Origin of the sequence: Amycolatopsis sp. YIM 10, from assembly GCF_009429145.1 — a bacterium.
GTDB lineage: Bacteria > Actinomycetota > Actinomycetes > Mycobacteriales > Pseudonocardiaceae > Amycolatopsis.
Genome location: NZ_CP045480.1, coordinates 4,218,523 through 4,239,052 on the forward strand (window position 1 = coordinate 4,218,523; position 20,530 = coordinate 4,239,052).

Consider the following 20,530-nt stretch of genomic DNA (forward strand, 5'->3'; position numbering starts at 1 on the left):
GGGGGCGGGATGACGATCGACGCGACGGCCCGGCGGATCGGCGCTGCCGGTCTGGTGGAGACCATCCGGGCCGAGAACGATTACCAGCGGGAGACGCTGTGCCTGATCGCGGCCCGCAGCATCGTGCACCCGCGGGTGGCGGCCGCGACCCAGTCGGTGTTCGCGAACATCACCACCGAGGGCTATCCCGGCGACCGCTACCACTCCGGTTCGGACGGTGCCGACGTGGTCGAGCGGATGGCGGCGGACTCGGCGTGCGCGGCCTTCGGCGCGGCGTACGCGAACGTGCAGTCCCACGCGGCCAGCACGGCGAACTTGACCGTGCTGACCGCGCTGCTCGCCCCCGGTGACGTGGTGCTCAGCATGGATCTGGCCAGCGGCGGGCACCTCACGCACGTGAGCAAGCCGTCGGTGACCGGCCGCTTCTTCCGCGGTGTGCACTACGGCGTGCGCGCGGACGGCCGGATCGACCTGGACGAGGTGGACGAGCTGGCCGCCCGGCACCGGCCCAAGATGATCATCTGCGGGGGCAGCGGGTACACCAGGGGCATCGACTTCGCCGGTTTCCGGCGCGTCGCCGACCGCTACGGCTGCGTGCTGGTGGCCGACATCTCGCACACCGCCGGGCTGGTGGCGACCGGCCTCTACCCCAATCCCGTGCCGCACGTCCACGTGACCACGTTCTGCACGCACAAGCAGTTGTACGGCCCCAAGGGCGGCCTGATCCTGTCCGGGCCGGACGCGCTGGTCCCGCCGCCGGGGCGCACCGAACCGCTGGCGAAGATCCTGGACCGCGCGGTGTTCCCGTACTTCCAGGGCTCACCGGACTTCGGCGCGATCGCGGGCAAGGCCTGCGTGCTCGACTGGGTGCGCACCACGGAGTTCCACCGGCTGATGCGGCGGGTCCGCGAACTGGCCGACCTGCTGGCCCGCCGCCTCGAACGCGGCTTCGACCTGGTCTCCGGCGGCACCGACAGCCACATGGTGCTGGTGGACCTGCGTTCTCGCGGGATCACCGGCCGCGACGCCGAACGCGCGCTGGAGGCCGCGGGCATCCTGGCCAACCGCAACCGGGTTCCCGGCGACACCACCCCGGCCAGGGTCGCGGCCGGGCTGCGGCTGGGCACGAACATCGCCGCGTTCCGCGGCCTGACCACCGCCGATTTCGACCGCTGCTGCACCGGGATCGTCGACGTGCTGGAGAATCCGGCGGCGGTACCGAGGGTGCGCGCCGAAATCACCGGGGTGATGTCCGGGTATCCGCTGGAAGGATCGCTGTGATGGAACGCGCGCATCCCCACTTCCCCTTGGTGTGCAAGGGGGCCAGCCCGGCCGCCAGCGGCGGTCACCGGTTGCCCCCGGCGTCCGCGCCCGTGCTGCTCGGTGCCCTGCTCGCGCAGGCCATGGCTTACTCGGGCCCGCGCATGGTCACCGTGCGCACCGACATCGACCACGTGCTCACCCTGGACGGCACCACGATCGGGGACTTCATCGCCACCGCCGCCGCGGTCGCCTCGGCACCGGCCTTCCAGGTGGCGCTGGACCCGGAGCCCGCCGCCACCGCGCTCACCTTCGCCTTCTGCGACCAGTTCCGCATCGAGTGCGCCGGGCAGCCGCGCGACGCCGAAGCGCTGGACCGGATAGCCGCGCACTACCTGGCCTTCCTGCGTGCCGCGCTCGACGATCCGGCCACCGAGGTGTCCGAAGTGGACTACCGGACGATGGCGGAGAAGCAGGTCGCCGCCCGGCTCAACGACACCGCCCGCGACCTGGTGCACCCGCCCTGCCTGCACGAGCTGTTCGAGGCCGCGGTCGACCGCGACCCTGACGCGATCGCCGTGGTCCAGGGCGAAACCCGGCTGACCTTCGGCGAGCTGGACGCGCGCGCGAACGGGCTGGCGCGGCAGTTGCACGGTGAGCGGATCGGCATTCTTGCCACCCTCAGCGTGGAGTTCGTCGTGTGCGCGCTCGCGGTGATGAAATCGGGCGCCGCCTACGTCCCGCTGGACCCGAAACTGCCGGAACAGCGGCTGCGCACGCTCTTCCGCCTCGGGCACCTCTCCACTTTGCTGGCCGACCCCGCCTATGCCGAGGTAGCCGCGGCACTGACCGATTCCTGGCTTCCCGTACCGGAAGACGTGGTGAGTCACGAACGTCTCCGCGGCCGGGCCACCGGCACCGACCTGGCCTACCTGATCTTCACCTCGGGCTCGACCGGGGAACCCAAGGGCGTGCTGCTCGACCACATCGGCCGGGCGAACATGATCACCGATCTCAACGAGCGCTTCGGCATCGTCCCCGGCGACCGGATGCTCGTGGTGAGTTCGCCGAGCTTCGACATGTCCGTCTACGACCTGTTCGGCACGCTCGCGGCGGGCGCGACGGCGGTGCTGCCGGAGCGGGGCCGGGAACAGGACGTGGACCACTGGGTGCGGCTGATCACCGGTGAACGCGTCACGCTCTGGCATTCCGTGCCGTCCGCGCTGAGCCTGCTGCTGAACCTGCTGCCGTCGCAAGTGGACAGTGTGCTGCGGTTGTTCCTGGTCGGTGGTGACTGGATCCCGGTCGACCAGCCGGAGCGGGTACATCGCGCGTTTCCCGGCGCGGAGTTCTACAGCCTCGGCGGGGCGACCGAGGTTTCGGTGGACAGCGTGATCCACCGCGTGCCGCCGGGGGAGCGGTACCCGCGCGCGATTCCGTACGGGCGCCCGCTGGCCAACCAGACCGCGCGTGTGCTGGACCGCTACGGCCGGGACGCGGCGCTGGAGCTGCCGGGCGAACTCGTGCTCGGTGGCGTCGGGCTCGGCCGGGGTTACGACCGCCGTCCCGAGCTGACCGCGGAGCGCTTCCCGCTCGATCCGTTCACCGGCGCCGGGATGTACCGGACGGGGGACGCGGCCCGGCTGGGGCCCGACGGCACGATCGAACTGCTGGGCCGCCTGGACCAGCAGATCAAGCTCGACGGGGTGCGTATCGAGCTGGGGGAGATCCAGACCGCGATCGAGGCGGACCCCCGGGTGCGCGAGGCCGTGGTGGTGCCGCGCCGGGACGACTCCGGCCGGGCTGTCGCGCTGGTCGCTTTTGTGGTCCCCGAGCCGGAAAGTGACGCTGTGGTCGCCGGGCTGCGTGAGGCGGTGGCCGAACCGGGAGGAGAAGACTTGATCACCGAACTGCCGGAGCGGCTGCGTGGAGTTCTGCACCGCTCGTCGGTGCCGGGGGAGTTCCGGCTGATCGACCGGATTCCGTTGAACGCCAACGGAAAGGTCGACCGGACCTGGCTGTCGAATCTGGCCGTCCCCGAACCGGCGCAGTCCGAAGTGGACGAATATGCCGAGGCGGTGGCGCAGGTGTGGACCCAGGTACTCGGCCTGACCACGCCACCGGCCGCGCACGAGCGGTTCGCCGCGCTCGGCGGTGGCTCGCTCGCGGCGACGCAGGTGGTGAGCCGCCTGCGTCGCCGCTTCGGCGCGGACCTGTCGGTGCGGGACGTGCTGACCAGGGCCACCGTCTCGGGGGTCGCCGAGGTGCTGCGAATCAAGAGCGGCGTCAAGAACGGCGCAGCGCGCGCTTGACGATCCCGGCGAGCGCGACCAGACCGTCGCCCTGCCACATCGTGTAGTGGTTGCCGGGCACGGTTTCCGCGGTGACGTCGGCGCACACGCCCGACCAGTCCATGCAGTCGGACGGGGACTCCGTGCCCTTGACGGTGACCATCGGGCCGGGGTGCCCGCCACGCGGCTGGTAGCTGTGCAGCGCGATGGTGTTGGCGCGGTGCACGGCATACCGCCGCGTCAGCGTGTCGAGATCGAGTTCGGCCGGGATCATGCCCGACGCAGCGAGCGCGGCCAGCGCGCTCGCGATGGAATCGTCGCTGATCGTCAGCTCGGCCAGCGCCGCGTCCAGCTCGTCGTGGTCGGCGAAGGGATCGGCGCCGGTGAGGTCGATCGCGAACCGGCGCAGCAGCGGCTCCGCGTCCGGCATCGGCTCGGGCATCGGCACCGGGGTGTCGACGGTGATCAGCAGCGGCGAAGCGGCGCCGGCGGCACAGCGCCGCCGGGCCATTTCGTAGCCGATCACCCCGCCCATCGACCAGCCGAGCAGGGCGATCGGCTCGCCCGGCCGCTCCGCCTCGATGGCGGCCAGGTACAGCTCGGCGAGTTCGCCCACCGAGGTGAGCGGTTTCTCGTCCTCATCATCGAAACCGGGTGCTTCGACGCCGTAGACCGGCCGGTCCGCGTCGAGCAGCTGGATCAGCGAGAAGTACGAGTACGCCGAGCCCGACGCGGGATGCAGGCAGTAGAGCGGGGTTCCCGCGCCGGACGGGCGCAGCGGGATGAGCGGCTCAGGCTCCATCGGCCGCTACCTTCGCCGGTGCCCGCCGCGCGAGCTGCTCGTCGATGACCGCGGCGATCCCGCGCACGGTCGGATTGCCGAACAGCCTGCGCAGCTTGAACTTGATGCCGAACGCCCGGTTGAGCCTGCTGACCAGGCGCAGTGCCTCCAGCGAGTTCCCGCCGTTTTCGAAGAAGCTGCTCGCGGCCCCGATGCGCTGCTCGCCGAGCACCTCGGTGAACACCTCCGCGACGGTCTGCTCCGTCGGCGTCTGCGGTGCGAGGAACTCTTCGGCCGCATCCGGTTCCGGGTCTGGCAGCGCGCCCCGGTCGACCTTGCGGGCCGCGGTCAGCGGCATCCGTTCCAGCACCACCCAAGCGGTGGGCACCATGTACTCCGGCAGCCGGTCCAGCAGGTGCACCTTCAGCTCCGCCGGGGCCGGTTCCCGCCCGTCCGCCGGGGTCACGTAACCGACCAGCCGTGGCGAGCCACGGCGGTCGGGCCGCAGCGCGACCGCCGCGGTGCCCACTTCGGGACTGGCCAGCAGCGCGGCCTCGATCTCCTCCAGCTCGATGCGCAGCCCGTGCAGCTTGACCTGGTTGTCCACCCGGCCGACGAACTCCAGTCGGAGGTCGTGGTTCCAGCGGACCAGGTCGCCGGTGCGGTAGACCCGGCCGCCGGGGTGGAACGGGTCCTCGGTGAACGCCGCCGCGGTCAGCTCCGGCTGGTTCAGGTAACCGCGCGCGAGCCCCTCCGGGCCGCCGATGAGCAGTTCCCCCGGCACCCCACGCGGGACCAGCTCGCCGTATTTGTCCACAATGTACATCCGGCGGTCCGGGAAGGGTGCGCCGATCGGTGGCGCGGCCTCGCAGTGCCCCGGCGGGCACTCGTAGGCCGTGCAGCCGACCGCGGCCTCGGTCGGGCCGTAGACGTTGATCAGCCTGCGGCCGTCGGTGTTCCACTTGTTGACCAGCTCGGCCGGGATGGCCTCGGCGCCCATCATGATCTTGCGCAGGTCCGGGTACGGCCCGGCCTCGACCAGCGACAGCATCGCCGGCGACATGCACGCGTAGGTGGTGCGCTGGTCGCGCATGAGCTGGGCCAGCACGTCGGGCGCGCTGCCCGCCTCCTGGTCCACCAGCACGATCGTCGAACCGGCGCACAGCCCGGCGAAGATCTCGCCGTGCGACATGTCGAACGACAGCGCCGCCAGCTGCAGCATCCGATCCTCCGGCACCAGGCCGAACACCCGGCGGTAGGACTCGGCGAAGGACATGAGCGCGCGGTGTTCGATCAGCACGCCCTTGGGGCGGCCGGTGGAACCCGAGGTGTAGAGCACGTAGGCCAGCGAATCGCGGTCCGCCCACTCCGGCATCGGCTGCCGCTCCACCGCGGCGATCTCCGCCCACGCACCGTCCACTTCGACCACCTGCCACGGCCCGGACCCGGGAATGCGCTCGCGCACCCTGGACTGGGTCAGCACCAGCGGAGTCGCGGTGTCGCGCAGCATGTAGTCCAGCCGGTTGGGTGGATTGGCCGGATCGAGGGCCACGTAGGCGACCCCCGCCTTGAGCACACCGAGGAAGGTGACCAATGCGTTGAGGTCGCGTTCCATCGCGACGGCCACGATCTGCCCGGGATGGATCCGGCCGTCGCGCAGGTACCGGGCCAGTGCCTCGGCCCGGCGGTCCAGCTCGCCGTAGGTCAGCACCTCGCCGAGGTACACCGCGGCCGGGTGGTCCGGCTGCTCGGCGGCCTTCGCCGCGACCACGGCGTGCACCGGTTCGGGCCCGTAGTCCAGGAACTCGCCGCGTCCGGCGTCCAGCAGTTCGGCGCGCTCCGGCCCGGCCAGCAGCGGCAACTGCGACAGCGGCCGGTCCGGATCGGCGCAGGCCCCGGCCAGCAGGTGCTCCAGGTGCGCGGCCAGTGCCTCGATCCGCCACCGGTCGAACAGGTCGGCCGAGTACTCGATCACCAGCTCCAGCCGGTCGGACAGTTCGACGAAGTTCATCGCCAGGTCGAAGCGCGAGACCGGGTTGGCCAGGCCGACCGGTTCGGCACGCAGGTCCGGCAGGTCGAAGTCGGTGGCCGACAACCGGCCGTCGATCAGCTGCAGGCCGACCACGAAAAGCGGGTTGCGGCCCAGGTCGCGGGTCGGCTGCACCCGGTCGACCACCAGCTCGAACGGGGCGTCCTGGTTGTCGTATGCGTCCATCACGTGGTCGGCCACCTGGTCGAGCAGTTCTCCGAAGACCGGATCACCGGAGGTGTCGGCCCGCAGCACCACCATGTTGGTGAAGAAGCCGACCAGCTCCTCGAAGTCGGGGTCGGTGCGGCCCAGCGTGGCGATGCCGATCGGGATGTCCTCCTGGCCGGTGTACCGGGTCAGCAGGGCCGCCGTCGCGGCGGAGAGCAGCATGAACATCGAGATGCCGCGCTCCTTGACCAGGTTCCGCGCCGCGGGCAGGACCTCGCCGGACAGCGTCACGCTCAGCGAGCCGCCGACGAAGCTCTGCTCGGCCGGGCGGCTGCGGTCGGCGGGCAGGTCCAGCGCGGGCAGGCCGGCCAGCCGCTGCTCCCAGTACTCGAGCTGCGCCTCCAGCTCGCCGCTGGTCTGGAGATCTCGCTGCCGCGCGGCGAAGTCGGCGTACCGCAGGGAAGGCGGCTCGAGCGCCGGGTCCTCGCCCTTGGCCAGCGCGGCGTAGATGGTGGCCAGTTCGGCGTTCATCAGGCCGTTCGACCAGCCGTCGGTGATGATGTGGTGGAACCGCTGGGAAAGGATGTGCTCCTCGGGCGCGAGCCGGATCAGCGTGTACCGGTAGAGCGGCCCGGCGGTGAGGTCGAACGGGGTGTCCACGCGTTCGGCGAGCAGTTCGTTCGCTTTCGCTTCGCGCGTGCCGGGATCCAGCCCGCTCAGGTCGATCACCTCCAGATCGACCTCGGACGGTGGTGCGGCGAGCAGGTAGGGCGCGCCGTCGTCGACGTGCACGGTGCAGCGCAGGGACTCGTGCCGCCGCACGATCTCGCTCAGCGCGGTGCGCAGCAGGTCCGGGCGGAGTTCGCCGGTGAGCCGGTGGTTGGCCGCGGTGTTGTAGGTGGACCGGCCCGGGGCCAGCTGGTCGAGGAACCAGAGCTGCTCCTGGCCGAAGGACAGCGGAAGCCGTTCGCCGTTCATTCTGCTTCTCCAACTTCGTGGTAACGATCGGTGAGGCGGGCGAGCACCGCGGCGAGCCAGCGTGCCCGGCGGGGCATGGTGCCGACGAGCACGTACTCGTCCGGGCCGTGGGCACCGCCGCCTTCGGCACCCATGCCGTCCACTGTGGGCAGTCCGAGTGCGGCGACCACGTTGGCATCGCTGACCCCGCCGACGGCCAGCTCGCCGGGCTGCCAGCCGTCGCCGGCCGCGCAGGCGCGGGCCAGCTCGGCCAGCCGCGCGGCCTCCGGGCCGGGGTGCATCGGCCCCCGGTGCACCCCACCGGTGACGGTGATCTTCGCGTTCGCGTGGCGCGGGGTGCGGGCGCGGATGGCCGCGTCGACCCGCTCACCCGCCTCCGCGGTCCAGAACCGGGTCTCGACCTGGGCGACGGCCTGTGCGGCCACCACGTTGCGGCCGGTGCCACCACTGACGGTGCCGAGATTGACCGTGGTGCCCTCGTCCAGCCCGCTGAACCCGGCCAGCTCACCGAGCTGGGCGGCCAGTTCGGTGATCGCGTTGACCCCGCGGTCGAAATCGAGCCCCGGATGCGCGGCCACCCCGGTGACCTCGACGTCGTAGAAACCGATGCCCTTGCGCGCGGTTTTCATCGCGCCACCTGGCCCGCCCGGCTCCAGCACGAGCGCGCAGGCACTGCGCCGCGCTTCGGCCACCAGGAACGGTTCCGAGCCGGGACTGCCCAGCTCCTCGTCCGCGTTCAGCAACACGGTCAGGTCCGGTTCGGGTGTGCGCGGCAGCAGCTGCCGCAGTGCCTCGACCAGTTGCACCAGCCCGGCCTTCATGTCGAACACGCCCGGCCCCCTCGCACGTCCGTTGTGGACGGTGAACGGGCGCCGGGCCAGCTCGCCGACGCCGAACACGGTGTCCACGTGGCCCAGCACCAGCACGGGCCGCTCCTGGCGGCCCCACCTGGCCAGCAGCACCGGCGTGCCGTTGGCCGCGGTGTGCCGTTCGAGGCGGGCGCCCAGCACGGCGAACTCCGCGCCGACGACGTCCTGCACGGCGTGGCAGCCGAGCGGGTGATCGGCGGGCGACTCGATGGAGACCAGCCGGTCGAGCAGTTCGATCACGATCCGTTCCTCCGCTCGGTCCAGGCGGAGGAGTACAGGCCGCACAGCTCCGCTTCGGTGAACTCGCGCCGGGTGTTGCGCAGCACCGGCTTGAACGCGGTGGCGAGCGCGGCCAGCCGGGGCAGGTCCGCGTGCGGCACGCCGTAGTCGGCCAGCGGACCGGCCACGCCGAGCCGGTCGCGCACGGCGGTGAACGCCTCGGCCAGATCGGGCGTGCCACCGAGCAGCCGGCCGAGTTCGGCGCAGCGTTCGGGCGCGACCGCGGCCAGTGCCCGCAGCGCGACCGGCGCTACGAGCGCGTTGGCCCGGCCGTGCGGGATCCGGTACTCACTGGTCAGCGGATAACCCAGCGCGTGCACCACGCCGGCGTTGGTGTTGGCCATGGCCATGCCCGCGGTGAGGCAGCCGGTCATCAACCGGATGCCGTCGCGCAGCCCCGGCACCACCGCCTCGCGCAGGATTTCCACCGCCAGGCGGGCGCACACGTCGCTGTACGGCGTCGCGGCTCGCGCCAGGTACGCCTCGATCGCGTGCAGGAGCGCGTCGAGCGCGGTGTCCTCGGCAACGCCCGGAGGCAGGGTGGCCAGCGTGTCCGGGTCGGCGAGCACCAGTTTCGGGGCCAGCCACCGGCCGCTGACCGCGAACTTGCGCCCGGTGCCGTCCGCGATCGTGGCGTGCCGCGTGAGTTCGGCGCCACTGCCCGGTGTGGTGAGCACGGCGACCACCGGCGCCCCGGGCGCGGTGAAGCGGCCCAGTCCCTCGTAGTCGCTCAACTGTCCGGAATGGACGGACAAGCCGGCGGCCGCCTTGGCGGTGTCGATGGTGCTGCCGCCGCCGACCGCGATGATGCCGTCGTGCCCGTCCAGTTCGTCGCGGCACCGGTGCACCACGCCGATGTCCGGGTCCGGCCGCACCCTCGACCACAACCGCGGCCGTAACCCGGCGGCCCGCAGGCAGGTCTCCACCCGCCCCGGCCAGCCCGCCGCCACGACTCCGGGATCCGCGACGACCAGCGGCCGGTGCAGGCCGAGCGCCGAGACGCTCGCGCCGACCTCCCCGAGCGCCCCGGCGCCGACGCGGATCTCCGGTTGTTCTCGGGCCGTCCAGGTGCTCAGTGCGCCGAGAGCCATCGCAACACCGCCGCGTTCACCGTGGCCGGGCCGAGTCCGTACCGTTCCAGCATTTCCTCGTACTCCGCGGTCTGCGCGCAGTACTGGTCGGGCACGCCGAAGCGCAGCACCGGTACCGGGTGCTCGGCCAGCACCACCCCGGCCACCGCCGAGCCGAGCCCGCCGATCCGGTTGTGGTCCTCGTAGGTGACCAGGAGCCTGCTGCGCCGGGCCTCGGCGAGGATCGCCACGCGGTCGAGCGGTTTGAGCGTGTGCACGTTCACCACCCGCGCCTGAATCCCGTTCTCCGCCAGCAGGTCCGCCGCTGTCAGCGCCATCGGCACGATCTGGCAGCCGGTGGCCAGGATGCTCACGTCGGACGGCTCTCCACCGGTGTCGCGCAGCACGACCGCCTCACCGATGCGGAACTCGACGGGACTGTCGTAGACGGCGGGGGTCGGCCCCCGGCTCGCCCGCAGGTACACCGGGCCGGGGTGCGCGGCCGCGGCTTTCACGGCCAGGTACGTCTCGTAGGCGTCCGCCGGGGACAGCACGGTCATGCCCGGCATCGCCGTGGTCACCGCGATGTCCTCGACGCACTGGTGGCTCGGTCCCGCGTAACCACCGGACAGGCCGGTGTAGTAACCCACCACCTTGACCGGGGCGCCGTTGTAGCAGACGTCCAGCCGCAGCTGCTCGCAGCCGCGCATCGTGCCGAACACCGCGAAGGTGTTGACAAACGGGACCTTTCCCCGCATCGCCAGCCCGGCCGCGATGCCGATCTGGTCGGCTTCGGCGATGCCCGCCTGCAGGTAGCGGTCCGGGAACTCCTTGTCGAACGGCACCGCGGGCAGGCCGAGATCGTTCTCCACGGAGAAGATCCGGTCGTCCTCGCGGGCCAGTTCCAGCTGCGCGCGACGCGCGGTGACCCGGCTGGACAATCCGTACTCGGTGTACCACTCGGTCAGTGCGGCCATCACGTACCTCCCCGTCGCACGGCCGTGGTGAACATCGCCGCGGCGTCCTCCTGGCACACCGGGACCGGGTTGAGCGACAGGTGGAACTTGTCCGCCATCATCTTGGCGACCAGATCCGGGACGTGTGCTTCGGTCACGCCCAGCTCGGACAGGCCGGGGATGGGCAGTGCGGCCACCAGCTCCCGCACCGCCGCCACCGCCGCCTCACCGGAACCACCGGCACCGAGCGCACCGGCCAGCGCGGCGAACCGGTCCGGCAGGTGCGGCAGGTTGAACTCCATGCCGTCGGCGAGGAACAGGGCCACCCCGACGCCGTGGTGCACGTCGAACATCGCGTTGACCGCGTGTGCGAAGGCGTGGTCGACCGCGCCACCGCCCTTCATCGAGATGCCGGCGGACAGGCTGCCGGTCATCATCCGCTCGCGGGCGCCGAGGTCGGAGCCGTCGGCCACCGCGTCGGGCAGCGCCTTCGCCAGCGTCGAGACGGCGTAGAGCGCCATGGCGTCGGCGAGCGGCTGGCGCTCGGCCGAGACGTACGCACCGATCGCGTGCGCCAGCGCGTCGATCCCGGCCGCCGCGGTCGCGCCGGGCGGCAGGGTCAGCGTCAGCTCCGGATCGCACAACGCCACCTGAGCCGGCGTGGCCACCACGTGCATCTTGAACACGCGGCGGCTGTCGGTGATGATCGCGCCCGCCACCGCCTCGCTGCCGGTGCCCGCCGTGGTCGGCACCTGCACCAGCGGTGGCACCGGCGCGGTGACCGGGCGGGCGCCGTCCTCGAAGTCGATGATGCTGCCGCCGTGTGAGACCACCACCGCGGCCGACTTCGCCACGTCCAGCGCGCTGCCGCCCCCGGCGCCGAGGAACCCGTCGCATCCGTTGTCCCGGTACGCTTCGGCCGCGGCGTCGACCTCCACTTCGGACGGATTGGTGTGCACGCCGGTGAACATCGTGCAGGCGACCCCGGCGTGCTTGAGCGAGGTGAGCACGGGATCGAGCACACCGGCCGCGACGACGCCGGGATCCGAGACCAGGAGCACGTGCCGCACGCCGAGCCCGGCGAGCGCGTCACCGGCCAGTCGTGCCGCGCCGCGTCCATAGTGGATCTGCGGGACCAGGTGGAAGAACTCAGACACCGGCCGCCACCTCCCGGTTGAGCCTGCCGAAGCCGCTGACCGTCCAGTCCAGCACGGTGAGGATGTCGAACACCGGCACCGGCAGGTCCGGCCGCAGCTCGTCGAGCACGGCGGGCAGCATCGTGCACTCGCAGACCAGCGCCCCGATGTCGGGTTCGCGGGCGAGGAACTCCGTGATCACCCGCCGCAGGTCTTCGCGCAGTTCCGCGTGCAGTTCGGCGTCGGCCTCCTTGGTCGCCAGGAACCGGCGCCACGACTCGTATTCGCCGACCCCGGCCACGCTGACCGGGAACTCCGTGCTCGACCAGCCGCACGCGGTGAAGTTGTGCTCGCCGACCGCGTCCGGGAAGAAGGTCAGCACGCCGATGCGCGTGCCCGGGGTGATCATCCTGGCCACCACGGGCACCGCGACCAGGCTGGAGAGCACCACCGGGGTGCGCACCGCGGCCGCGACCTCCTGCTGTAGCAAGGCCATCAGCCCGCAGTTCGCGGTGATCACCCGCACGCCCCGCTGTTCGAGTTCGCGCGCCGCGTCCACGTAGAGCGGCAGCAGTGCCTTGGCGTCTTCGGCGGTGCGCGGCGTTTTCGCGCCGGGCACCACCATCCGCCGCACCGGGTAGGGCCAGGTCTGCTCGTTGACCATGCAGCCGGGGACGTCGGCCATCTTGCCTTCCAGCATCAGGATGCCGAGTTGTGCGTCGGTCACTTCCGCCACCTCCTCACTTCTTCGTCGACGGCGGCGACGACGCTGTCCACGTCCAGTCCGCACCGGCGCAGTTGTGCTTCGTAGGAACCGATTTCGTGCGCGTACTCGTCCGGCATGCCCAGCATCCGCACGGGCACCGGTGCCTCGGCCGCGACCACTTCGGCTACCGTGCTGCCCACCCCGCCGATCGCCGAGTGCTCCTCGACGGTGACGATCAGGCCGGTGCGTTCCGCCGACTCGACCAGGACGTCCCGGTCCACCGGCTTGATCGAGTACAGGTCCACCACCCGCGCGCCGACACCACGCGCGGCCAGGCAGCCGGCCGCGGCCACCGCGGTCGCCACGCTGGTCAGCCCGGCGGCGACGATGGTCACGTCCTCGCCTTCGCGCAGCACGTTGGAACCGCCGACACGGAAGGAAAAGCTGTCGTCGTAGACCTGGTCGGTGGGATCGATCCCGAGCCGGAGGTACACCGGGCCCTGGTGCCGCGCCGCGACCCGGGTCAGCCGGTAGGCCGCGACCGCGTCGGCGGGCGCGAGCACCACCATGTTCGGCATGACGCGGGCGATCGCGAGGTCCTCCCCGCAGTGGTGCGTCGGCCCGGAGAACCCGGCCACGATCCCGGTGAAGGTACCTGCGATCTTCACGTTCGCCTGGTGGTACGCGAGATCCAGCCTCACCTGCTCGCAAGCCCGCGTCAGCGCGAAGCCGCCGAAGGTGTTGATGAACGGGATCTTGCCGCGGGTGGCCATTCCGGCGGCCGCGCCGACCAGGTTCGCCTCCGCGATCCCGAAGTCGTGGTACCGCTCGGGATAGCGCTCGGCGAACGGCTCACCACCGCAGTCGCCGAGATCGCCTTCGATCGAGGTGACCCGGTCGTCGGCGTCGGCGGCGTGGAGCTGGGCCAGGCGGCAGGTGTCGATGGCGGACAGGCCGTGCCGGCGGACCCAGTCCGCGCTGCCCGGTTCGAGTCGGGTGACGGTGCCGGTCATGCGCCCGCCCCCTCGGCCAGTTCCGCGAGCGCCTGCCGGTACTGCTGCGCGGAGAACTTCCCGTAGTGCCAGGTGTGCGTGTTCGCGGTGAAGGAAAGGCCGTGGCCCTTCTCGGTCCGCGCGATCACGCAGCTGGGACGGCCGGGCGCGAACGGCACCCGGTGCAGCGCGGCACTGAGCTTGGTCACGTCGTGACCGTCCACTTCGGCCACCTGCCAGCCGAAGCTGCGCCACTTGTCGGCGAACGGCTCCAGCGCCATGATCTCCTCGGTCGGGCCGTCCTCCTGGAACCCGTTGCGGTCCACGACGACCACCAGGTTGTCCAGCCCGAAGTGCGCGGCGGACATGGCCGCCTCCCAGATCGAGCCCTCCTGGCACTCGCCGTCACCGAGCACCACGAAGGCGCGGCCGGGATTGCCGTCGCGCCGGTTGGCCAGCGCGATGCCGACGCCGACCGGCAGGCCGTGCCCGAGCGAGCCGGTGGCCCACTCGACTCCGGGCACCGACCGCGACGGGTGCCCGGCCAGCCTGCTGCCCGGCTGCTTGTAGGCGGCCAGCTCGGACACCGGGAAGAAGCCCCGTTCGGCCAGCGCGGCGTAGAGCGCGGCCGAGGCGTGTCCCTTGCTGTAGATCAGGTGGTCCCGGTCGTTCCACTGTGGATCGGCCGGGTCCACCCGCAGCACGTCGTCGAAGTACAGCACGGTGAGGATCTCGGTCGCCGACATCGAGCCGCCGACGTGCGCGCCGGGGCTGGTGGTGGCCAGCTCGGCGATGTGGTGCCGGATCCGGTTGGCCAGCTCGGTCAGCGGCCGTGTTCCGGTGGTGGTCATCTTTCCTCCGATTCGGGTGGGCGCCGGGGTCACCACAGCCGGCTCGCGGTTTCCCACGGTTCGGCGTAGTCCAGGCCGCGGGCGTAGGTGACCAGCGCGTCCCGGTGCGTCATGACCTTGGTGAAGGCGTCGGCGTAGGCCTCGACCGACGCCGGGTCACGCAGCGACGCCATGCACAGGCGGGTGCCCGCCAGCAGCGTCCGCTGGATCACCGCGAGCGTGTTCGGGAACTCCGCCTGCCGGTACTCGACCGGCTGGGCGTGCCCGCAGGTCCACGGGCAGCCCTTGCCGTACCCGCTGCGGGTGCGGAACAGCGCCTGGCCGGGCAGCGGGCGGTTCTGCCACATGGACACCGGCGCGCCCTCGGCGGCCACCGCGTTCTGCACCGCCTGCCGGAACAGCCCCGGCGGCAGGTCGACCCCGGCCTCCTCCGGATCCAGCGTGATGCGGAAGTGGTGGTAGACGTGGGTCCGCCCGTCCGGGACCACGGGCGGGCGCACACCAGGCAGCTCGGCCAGGCGTGCGGCCAGCCGTTCCGCTCCGGTCCGGACCTCCTTGGTGTACCGGTCGAGCCGGCCGAGCTGGCTGCGGGCGATCGAGGCCAGCACCGGGCCGATCCGGTAGTTGAACCCGATGGTGTGCGCGTTGTACTCGCGCTCGTTGTCCGGCCCGATCTGCTCGCCGAACATCTTCACCGCGTCCGCGCGGTTGCGCAGCTCGTGATCGTCGGTGGTGAGCAGCCCGCCCTCACCAGCGGTGGGCAGGTTCTTGCCCGCCATGATGCTGAACGCGCCCACCGCGCCGAGCGAACCGACCGGGCGGCCGCGGTGGGTGGCGCCGTGTGCCTGCGCGGCGTCCTCGATCACGGCCAGCCCGCGCCTGGCGGCGAAGGCCAGGATCGCGTCCATGTCCGCGGGCAGCCCGTGCAGGTGCACCACGATGATCGCCTTGGTCCGCGGTGTCACCACCCGCTCCAGCTCGGCCGGGTCGAGGGTGAAGGTGACCGGATCGATGTCGGCGAAGACCGGGATGGCCTGGTGGTGCAGCACGCAGCTGGCCGAGGCGAGAAAGCTCAGCGCGGGCACGATCACTTCGTCACCGGGCCCGACCCCGACCGCGGCGACCGCGGCGTGCAGCGCCGCGGTACCGCTGTTGAGCGCCAGGCAGTGCCGCACCCCGACGTGGTCGGCCCACTCGTCCTCGAGCGCCTTGACCTCGGTGTTGTTGTACCAGCTGAGCTTGCCCGAGCGGAGCGTTCCCGCCACCGCCTCGATGTCGGCCTCCTCGATGTCCGGCCACCCGGTTTCGTCGATGCCGCCTGGTATCAGTTGCGGGCCGCCGAGCACGGCCAGTCCGCCGGCGGCCATCAGGCGGCCCCGGTGGGCAGCAGCTGCAGCTGGCGCGCCACCTTCTTGTCGGTGAGCACCTCGCAGCCGGATTCGGTGACCCGGACCGTTTCGCTGAACCCGACGTGCCCGTTGAGTTCCGGCACGATCAGCGAGGGCACCAGGTGGAAGACCATGTTGGGCCGCAGCACGGTCTCGTCGCCGGGGTGCAGGTTCATGATGTGGCTCTCGTTCCAGCCCGGCGGGTAGCAGACGCCGATGGAGTAGCCGGTTTCGTGGGTGTGGTCGCCGAAACCGTGGCTGAGCATCGCCTTGCGGCAGGCGTCGTCCACCGAACCGGAGGTGGCGCCGGGCGCGATGGCGTCGATCGCGTGCTGGAGGCCGTCGATCACCGCGGTGGCCCGGTCGCGCACGCACGCGGGCGGGTCGCCGAGGTAGGCGGTGCGCATCATCGCCGCGCTGTAGCGCTTGACACAGCCGGAGAACTCAAGGAACACGATGTCGTTCTCGCGCAGTTCCCGGCCTTCCCAGGTGCCGTGCGGCAGGCCGGAACGCTCGCCGCTGATCACGTACGGCGGGCTGCCGGGGTACTCGCTGCCGTTGGCGAGCGTGGCCCGGTACACCGCGGCGGCCACCTCGTTCTCGGTGGCGCCGATGCGCGCGGTCTCCAGCGCCTCGACCATGCCCGCCATCGCCGCGTTGGCCGCGCCGCGGATGTAGTCGATCTCGGCGGGCGACTTGATCAGGCGGCACGACTCGACGATCCCGCTGCCGTCCACCCAGCTCGCCCCGGACAGTTCGGCGACCAGCCTGCGGTAGGTGCGGATCGGGAAGAAGTAGCCGCTCTCCTCGATGGACAGCGTCTTGCCCCGGATGCCGAGGCTCTTGACCGTTCGCGCGGTGACCTCGATCGGGTCCTCGCCGACGCCGTAGTTGACGAAGCGCTCCAGCCAGGACAGCCGCTCGATGTTGATCTTCTCTTCGATGTAGGTCAGCAGCAGCGGCTCGCCATCGAGCGGCACCAGCAGCGTCTGGTACATGTAGTAACCGAGCGTGGTGTACCCGGTCAGGTAGTAGATGTTCTCCGGCACGCTCACCAGCGCCAGGTCGATCCCGCGCTCGGCCATGCGCTCGCGCACCGCCCCCAGCCGCCGCTCGTACTCGGACAGCTCGAACGGCAGGTTCTTGTTCTCCCGCATGTGATTCCCCTCGTTGTTCTGATTAGGTCCCAGGTCTGGACAGCTCGGTCACGGTCGACCGCGGGCCGTCCCATCGCGTGAAGCGGTTGTCGCGCCATTCCCACACCCATCCGGATCGGCGCCGTCCGCCGTAGGGGGCGAGCGGGTTCCGGTCGCGGTGGTCGAGCCAGGTTTCGCCGCGATGCACCGCGCCGTGGCTGCGGGCCAGCCGGGCGGGCACCCAGTCCGGTCCGCCGTAGACGGTGGCGCTGAGCCCGTACGGCGAGTCCTCGGCGAAGGCCACCGCCTGCGCGGCGCCGGTCACCGAGACCACCGGCAGCACCGGTCCGAAGGTCTCCGCGCGCACCACGTCCATGTCCTGGCGGACCCCGCTCAGCACGGTCGGCTCGGCCGCGGTGCCGCCGAGGTGGATGCGCGCGCCACCGGCCACGGCCTGCGCGATCTGGCCTCGCACCCGTACGTCGTCCGTTGTGGACAGTGGGCCGATCCAGGTCTTCTCGTCGTCCGCGGCGCCCACCGGCAACGCGGCGGCGGCGTCGGTGAGTTCCTCGACGAACCGGTCGTGCAGGCGCTCGTCGACGTAGATGCGTTCCGGTGCGGTGCACGCCCGCCCCGAGTTGTAGGTACCCGCCGCGGCCACCGCCCCGGCGGCGGCCGCGAGGTTCGCCCCGCGCAGCACCAGGAACGGGTCCTTGCCGGGCCCTTCGAAGAGCACCTTCGTGCCGCTGAGCCGCGCCGCCTCCTCGTGGGGCAGCATCCAGTCGTCCGAGCCGAACACCAGCAGCGCGCCGACGTCCGGATCGGCGAACGCACCGCCGAGGAACCGCGAACCTGGTTCGTCGTGCGGTTCGATGGCCGTGCCGAATGCCTCCCGCAGCAGTTCCACCACGACGTCGGCCCATTCCTTGCGCCGCCGGGGGAATCGCAGCCGCACGCGGTTTCCCGCCAGGTACGCGGAACCGGCCGCGGCGACCGGGTTGCTCAGGATCGCGTTGCCCGGCAGAGCGAGCGCCACCGTGCCCAGCGGCTCGCGGCCGGCCAGCGCCGGGGCGAGGTCGCCGAACGCGGCCAGCCTGCGCGCGGCGAGTTCGATGTCCGCCCGGACGACCCGGCGCGGGACTTCGAGCGCCGCCAGCGCGATCTCCTCCAGCTCGGCCGCATTGGCGACCACCGACCGGTGCAGTTCCCGCACCGCCGCCGGCCCGGTCATCGGGCCACCTCCCCGAACCGGGCCGCGGAGAACCGCCGCAGCGCGACCTTGTCGATCTTCTGCGTGGCGGTCAGCGGCAGCCGGTCCACCAGTTCCAGGTAGCGGGGGAGCTTGAAGGTGGCCAGGCGCTCGATGCACAGGGTCAGCACCGCGGCCGCCGACACCGACTGGCCGGGCACGGGCTCCAGGTAGAGCATGATGTCCACCCCGCCGACCTCGGCGGGCACCCCGACCGCCGCCGCCCGGCGCACCCCGGGGAAGGACTCGGCGACCTGCTCGATCTCGGCCGGGTCGATGTTCTCGCCGCGCCGCCGGATCGAGTCGGTGATCCGGCGGACGAAGCGCAGCTCGCCGTCCGCGCCCCTGGCGATCAGGTCGCCGGTGCGGTACCAGCCGTCGTCGAAGGCGGCCGCGGTCAGTTCCGGCGCGCCGAGATAGCCGCCGAACATCGCGGGATTGGGCGCGACCTGCAACTCGCCGACACCACGGCCGCGCACTTCACCGTGCGGGCCCATGATACGGAACCTGATGTGCGGCAACGGTTTCCCGAGCGTGCCCGGCATCGACTCGCCGACGGTGCCGCAGAGCACGGTGTTCGTCTCGGACATGCCGTAGCCCTCCAGCGTCGGCACGCCGAAGCGGCCGGTGAAGTGCGCGGCCACCGCGGTGGTCGCGCCCGCGCCGTAGGCCAGCCGCAGCCGGTGGTTCCGTTCGACCGCCGACTTCGGGTGGGCGCACAACACGGCGAGCATCTCGCCGAGGTGCCGGAACACCGTGGCGCCGGTGGCTTCGGCCTGCGCCCAGAACCTGCTGCCGCTGAACCGGGGGACCAGTGCCACGCTCGCGCCGACCGCCACCGCGGTGGTCAGGAAGGACAGGCCGGCCATGTGGTGCAACGGCAGCACGTGCAGCAGGACATCCTTTTCGGTCAGTCGCAGGCGTTCGGCCATGTGCCCGGCCGGGGTGACGAAGCCGGCGTGGGAGAGCAGGCAGCCCTTGGGACGCCCGGTGGAACCGGAGGTGTACAGCACCACGGCCGGGACCGCCGGGTCCGCTTCGGGCAGCGCCGGTGGCCCGGCGTCCTCCGTGCTCCTCAGTTGTCCGATGTGGACCGACGGCCGCTCGATGCCGGGTGAACGGTCGGCGGGCAGGACCACCAGTGCCGGATCGGCGTGGGTGATCAGCGCGGACAGCTCCAGGTCGGTGAGCCGGGGATCCAGCGGTACCAGCGTCGCCCCGATCGTCAGCACGGCGAACCAGAGGTGGACCAGCTCGGGCTGGTTGGGCAGCACCACGACCACCCGCGAACCCGGCCGGACGCCCCGCGCCGACAGCGCCGCCACCAGAGCGCCGACGCGTTGCCACGCCTGTCCGTACGTGGTCGCCTCGCGACCGGAATCCGTTGCCACCACGAGGAAAGGGCGATCCGGGAAGCGCCGCGCGGTGGCGGCGAGCAGTGCGGGAACGGTCAGCATGGCGGCCGCCTCAGCACGTAGCCGGGCCACGTCCCGGTGGTGAGGAAGTCGACGATCACGTAACCGCGGCCGAGGTAGGTGAGGAACAGTTCCCTGGTGCGGGCGCGCCAGTCCTGGGCCAGCGCCAGGTCACCGCGCTTGAGTTCGGCCAGGCTGGGCGGAACCGGCAGGAACAGGTCGTCGCTGTCCACGTCGGTGTCGATCGCGGCGATCCTGGGCAGCCCGCTGCGCTCGTCGGCGACGACCTGGCTCACCGGCACGGCCAGGCGCGGAGTGCTCCAGTGCGGCGGCTTCGGATGGCGCCGCAGCCACCACTCCACCAGCAGCCGGTCGGTTTCCAGGCCCGCGTTGAGCCCGTCGAAGGTGCCGTAGAGATTGACTCGGTAGGACCGCGCGATCCCGCCGAGGCGCCGGATGTTCAGCGCCGCGTTCACCCGCTGCAGCGGATCGAAGGTCCAGGTGATCACCTCGATGCCCCTGGCCAGGCCGTCGTGACGCTGCGCCTGCTTGAGCCGGTAGCCGATGCCCTGGTTCCGATAGCGCTCGTCGACCGCGATCATGATCGAGCACAGCCGGAGCCCGCGGTCGGGCCCGAGCCCGGCGAAGGAGTAGGCGAAGCCGGCCAGTTCACCGTTTTCGGCGAACGCACCGAACACGTGACCGCCGTTCTCCTGCGCGGTCAGCATGGCCACCACCCGGTTCCCGCCGATGTCGGCCGGGCCCCAGATCCGCTCCTGCAGTTTCTCGCACTGCCGGTACTCGTCGACGTCTTCGAGTCGCCGAATCGTTGTGGTACCGCCCGCCGACAGGGTCGGGGACGTCAGAAAACCAGTATTCGTCATAGCCGCCGGATTCCCCTCGTACTGCACTTCGCGCTAACCGGATCGGCGCCGAACGCCTTGCCCCCACCTGCATTCCGGCTGCCCCTGTTGGC

General features: G+C 71.6%; 16 protein-coding genes. 2 read left to right on the top strand and 14 right to left on the bottom strand.

The genetic code is table 11. The features are described 5' to 3' along the window. The first annotated feature begins 9 nt into the window (after nucleotides 1-9). Together glyA and YIM_RS20365 are read left to right on the top strand one after the other, a co-directional pair. On the top strand, nucleotides 10-1,281 hold the full coding sequence (glyA, locus tag YIM_RS20360; protein ID WP_153031858.1) for a serine hydroxymethyltransferase: 1,272 nt from the start codon (nucleotides 10-12) through the stop codon (nucleotides 1,279-1,281). Then, on the top strand, nucleotides 1,281-3,572 hold the full coding sequence (locus YIM_RS20365) for a non-ribosomal peptide synthetase (protein ID WP_153031859.1): 2,292 nt from the start codon (nucleotides 1,281-1,283) through the stop codon (nucleotides 3,570-3,572). Before glyA ends, YIM_RS20365 begins: the two co-directional genes overlap by 1 nt. Here the strand turns inward: YIM_RS20365 and YIM_RS20370 are convergent. Genes YIM_RS20370 through YIM_RS20435 form a run of 14 tightly spaced genes read right to left on the bottom strand, consistent with a single transcriptional unit; the run spans nucleotide 3,547 to nucleotide 20,438 of the window. Next, the gene (locus tag YIM_RS20370) at nucleotides 3,547-4,353 is read right to left on the bottom strand and encodes an alpha/beta fold hydrolase (RefSeq protein ID WP_153031860.1); all 807 of its coding nucleotides are present in this window, start codon (nucleotides 4,351-4,353) and stop codon (nucleotides 3,547-3,549) included. The two genes, YIM_RS20365 and YIM_RS20370, sit on opposite strands and share 26 nt — an antisense overlap. Then, nucleotides 4,343-7,507 (bottom strand): non-ribosomal peptide synthetase, encoded by a 3,165-nt coding sequence (locus tag YIM_RS20375; protein ID WP_153031861.1) that lies wholly within the window; start codon nucleotides 7,505-7,507, stop codon nucleotides 4,343-4,345. The genes YIM_RS20370 and YIM_RS20375 overlap by 11 nt, the downstream gene beginning before the upstream one ends. Next, the gene (locus YIM_RS20380; RefSeq protein ID WP_194240229.1) at nucleotides 7,504-8,616 is read right to left on the bottom strand and encodes a M20/M25/M40 family metallo-hydrolase; all 1,113 of its coding nucleotides are present in this window, start codon (nucleotides 8,614-8,616) and stop codon (nucleotides 7,504-7,506) included. Before YIM_RS20380 ends, YIM_RS20375 begins: the two co-directional genes overlap by 4 nt. Next, a complete protein-coding gene (locus YIM_RS20385) occupies nucleotides 8,613-9,746 on the bottom strand; it encodes an iron-containing alcohol dehydrogenase family protein (protein WP_153031863.1) in 1,134 nt (377 codons plus the stop codon). Before YIM_RS20385 ends, YIM_RS20380 begins: the two co-directional genes overlap by 4 nt. After that, a complete protein-coding gene (locus tag YIM_RS20390) occupies nucleotides 9,728-10,702 on the bottom strand; it encodes a transketolase family protein (protein ID WP_153031864.1) in 975 nt (324 codons plus the stop codon). Before YIM_RS20390 ends, YIM_RS20385 begins: the two co-directional genes overlap by 19 nt. Next, the gene (locus YIM_RS20395) at nucleotides 10,702-11,838 is read right to left on the bottom strand and encodes an iron-containing alcohol dehydrogenase (protein WP_153031865.1); all 1,137 of its coding nucleotides are present in this window, start codon (nucleotides 11,836-11,838) and stop codon (nucleotides 10,702-10,704) included. The genes YIM_RS20390 and YIM_RS20395 overlap by 1 nt, the downstream gene beginning before the upstream one ends. Further along, complete coding sequence (locus YIM_RS20400; protein WP_153031866.1) at nucleotides 11,831-12,544, bottom strand: hypothetical protein; 714 nt, start codon at nucleotides 12,542-12,544, stop codon at nucleotides 11,831-11,833. Before YIM_RS20400 ends, YIM_RS20395 begins: the two co-directional genes overlap by 8 nt. Continuing rightward, entirely contained in the window at nucleotides 12,541-13,536 is a 996-nt protein-coding gene (locus YIM_RS20405; RefSeq protein ID WP_153031867.1) for a transketolase family protein, read from the bottom strand. Before YIM_RS20405 ends, YIM_RS20400 begins: the two co-directional genes overlap by 4 nt. Further along, on the bottom strand, nucleotides 13,533-14,366 hold the full coding sequence (locus tag YIM_RS20410) for a transketolase (protein WP_153031868.1): 834 nt from the start codon (nucleotides 14,364-14,366) through the stop codon (nucleotides 13,533-13,535). The genes YIM_RS20405 and YIM_RS20410 overlap by 4 nt, the downstream gene beginning before the upstream one ends. A gap of 29 nt (nucleotides 14,367-14,395) precedes the next feature. Beyond that, nucleotides 14,396-15,733, bottom strand: a complete 1,338-nt coding sequence (locus tag YIM_RS20415; RefSeq protein WP_153031869.1) for a DegT/DnrJ/EryC1/StrS aminotransferase family protein — start codon at nucleotides 15,731-15,733, stop codon at nucleotides 14,396-14,398. Beyond that, the gene (locus YIM_RS20420) at nucleotides 15,733-16,911 is read right to left on the bottom strand and encodes a Xaa-Pro peptidase family protein (RefSeq protein WP_153031870.1); all 1,179 of its coding nucleotides are present in this window, start codon (nucleotides 16,909-16,911) and stop codon (nucleotides 15,733-15,735) included. The genes YIM_RS20415 and YIM_RS20420 overlap by 1 nt, the downstream gene beginning before the upstream one ends. Before the next feature lie 22 nt (nucleotides 16,912-16,933). Beyond that, nucleotides 16,934-18,121, bottom strand: coding sequence for an aldehyde dehydrogenase family protein (locus YIM_RS20425; RefSeq protein WP_153031871.1), 1,188 nt, complete (start codon nucleotides 18,119-18,121; stop codon nucleotides 16,934-16,936). Next, complete coding sequence (locus YIM_RS20430) at nucleotides 18,118-19,596, bottom strand: class I adenylate-forming enzyme family protein (RefSeq protein WP_153031872.1); 1,479 nt, start codon at nucleotides 19,594-19,596, stop codon at nucleotides 18,118-18,120. Before YIM_RS20430 ends, YIM_RS20425 begins: the two co-directional genes overlap by 4 nt. After that, nucleotides 19,590-20,438, bottom strand: a complete 849-nt coding sequence (locus YIM_RS20435) for a GNAT family N-acetyltransferase (RefSeq protein WP_153031873.1) — start codon at nucleotides 20,436-20,438, stop codon at nucleotides 19,590-19,592. The genes YIM_RS20430 and YIM_RS20435 overlap by 7 nt, the downstream gene beginning before the upstream one ends. Nucleotides 20,439-20,530 lie beyond the last annotated feature (92 nt).

What these genes read in the sequence shown, in the direction of transcription:
- YIM_RS20405 (WP_153031867.1), bottom strand. Translation starts at nt 13,536, where the DNA reads ATGACCGGCACCGTCACCCGACTCGAACCGGGCAGCGCGGACTGGGTC.
- YIM_RS20430 (WP_153031872.1), bottom strand. Translation starts at nt 19,596, where the DNA reads ATGCTGACCGTTCCCGCACTGCTCGCCGCCACCGCGCGGCGCTTCCCG.
- YIM_RS20375 (WP_153031861.1), bottom strand. Translation starts at nt 7,507, where the DNA reads ATGAACGGCGAACGGCTTCCGCTGTCCTTCGGCCAGGAGCAGCTCTGG.
- YIM_RS20415 (WP_153031869.1), bottom strand. Translation starts at nt 15,733, where the DNA reads ATGGCCGCCGGCGGACTGGCCGTGCTCGGCGGCCCGCAACTGATACCA.
- glyA (WP_153031858.1), top strand. Translation starts at nt 10, where the DNA reads ATGACGATCGACGCGACGGCCCGGCGGATCGGCGCTGCCGGTCTGGTG.
- YIM_RS20370 (WP_153031860.1), bottom strand. Translation starts at nt 4,353, where the DNA reads ATGGAGCCTGAGCCGCTCATCCCGCTGCGCCCGTCCGGCGCGGGAACC.
- YIM_RS20420 (WP_153031870.1), bottom strand. Translation starts at nt 16,911, where the DNA reads ATGCGGGAGAACAAGAACCTGCCGTTCGAGCTGTCCGAGTACGAGCGG.
- YIM_RS20385 (WP_153031863.1), bottom strand. Translation starts at nt 9,746, where the DNA reads ATGGCTCTCGGCGCACTGAGCACCTGGACGGCCCGAGAACAACCGGAG.
- YIM_RS20435 (WP_153031873.1), bottom strand. Translation starts at nt 20,438, where the DNA reads ATGACGAATACTGGTTTTCTGACGTCCCCGACCCTGTCGGCGGGCGGT.
- YIM_RS20425 (WP_153031871.1), bottom strand. Translation starts at nt 18,121, where the DNA reads ATGACCGGGCCGGCGGCGGTGCGGGAACTGCACCGGTCGGTGGTCGCC.
- YIM_RS20390 (WP_153031864.1), bottom strand. Translation starts at nt 10,702, where the DNA reads ATGGCCGCACTGACCGAGTGGTACACCGAGTACGGATTGTCCAGCCGG.
- YIM_RS20410 (WP_153031868.1), bottom strand. Translation starts at nt 14,366, where the DNA reads ATGACCACCACCGGAACACGGCCGCTGACCGAGCTGGCCAACCGGATC.
- YIM_RS20365 (WP_153031859.1), top strand. Translation starts at nt 1,281, where the DNA reads ATGGAACGCGCGCATCCCCACTTCCCCTTGGTGTGCAAGGGGGCCAGC.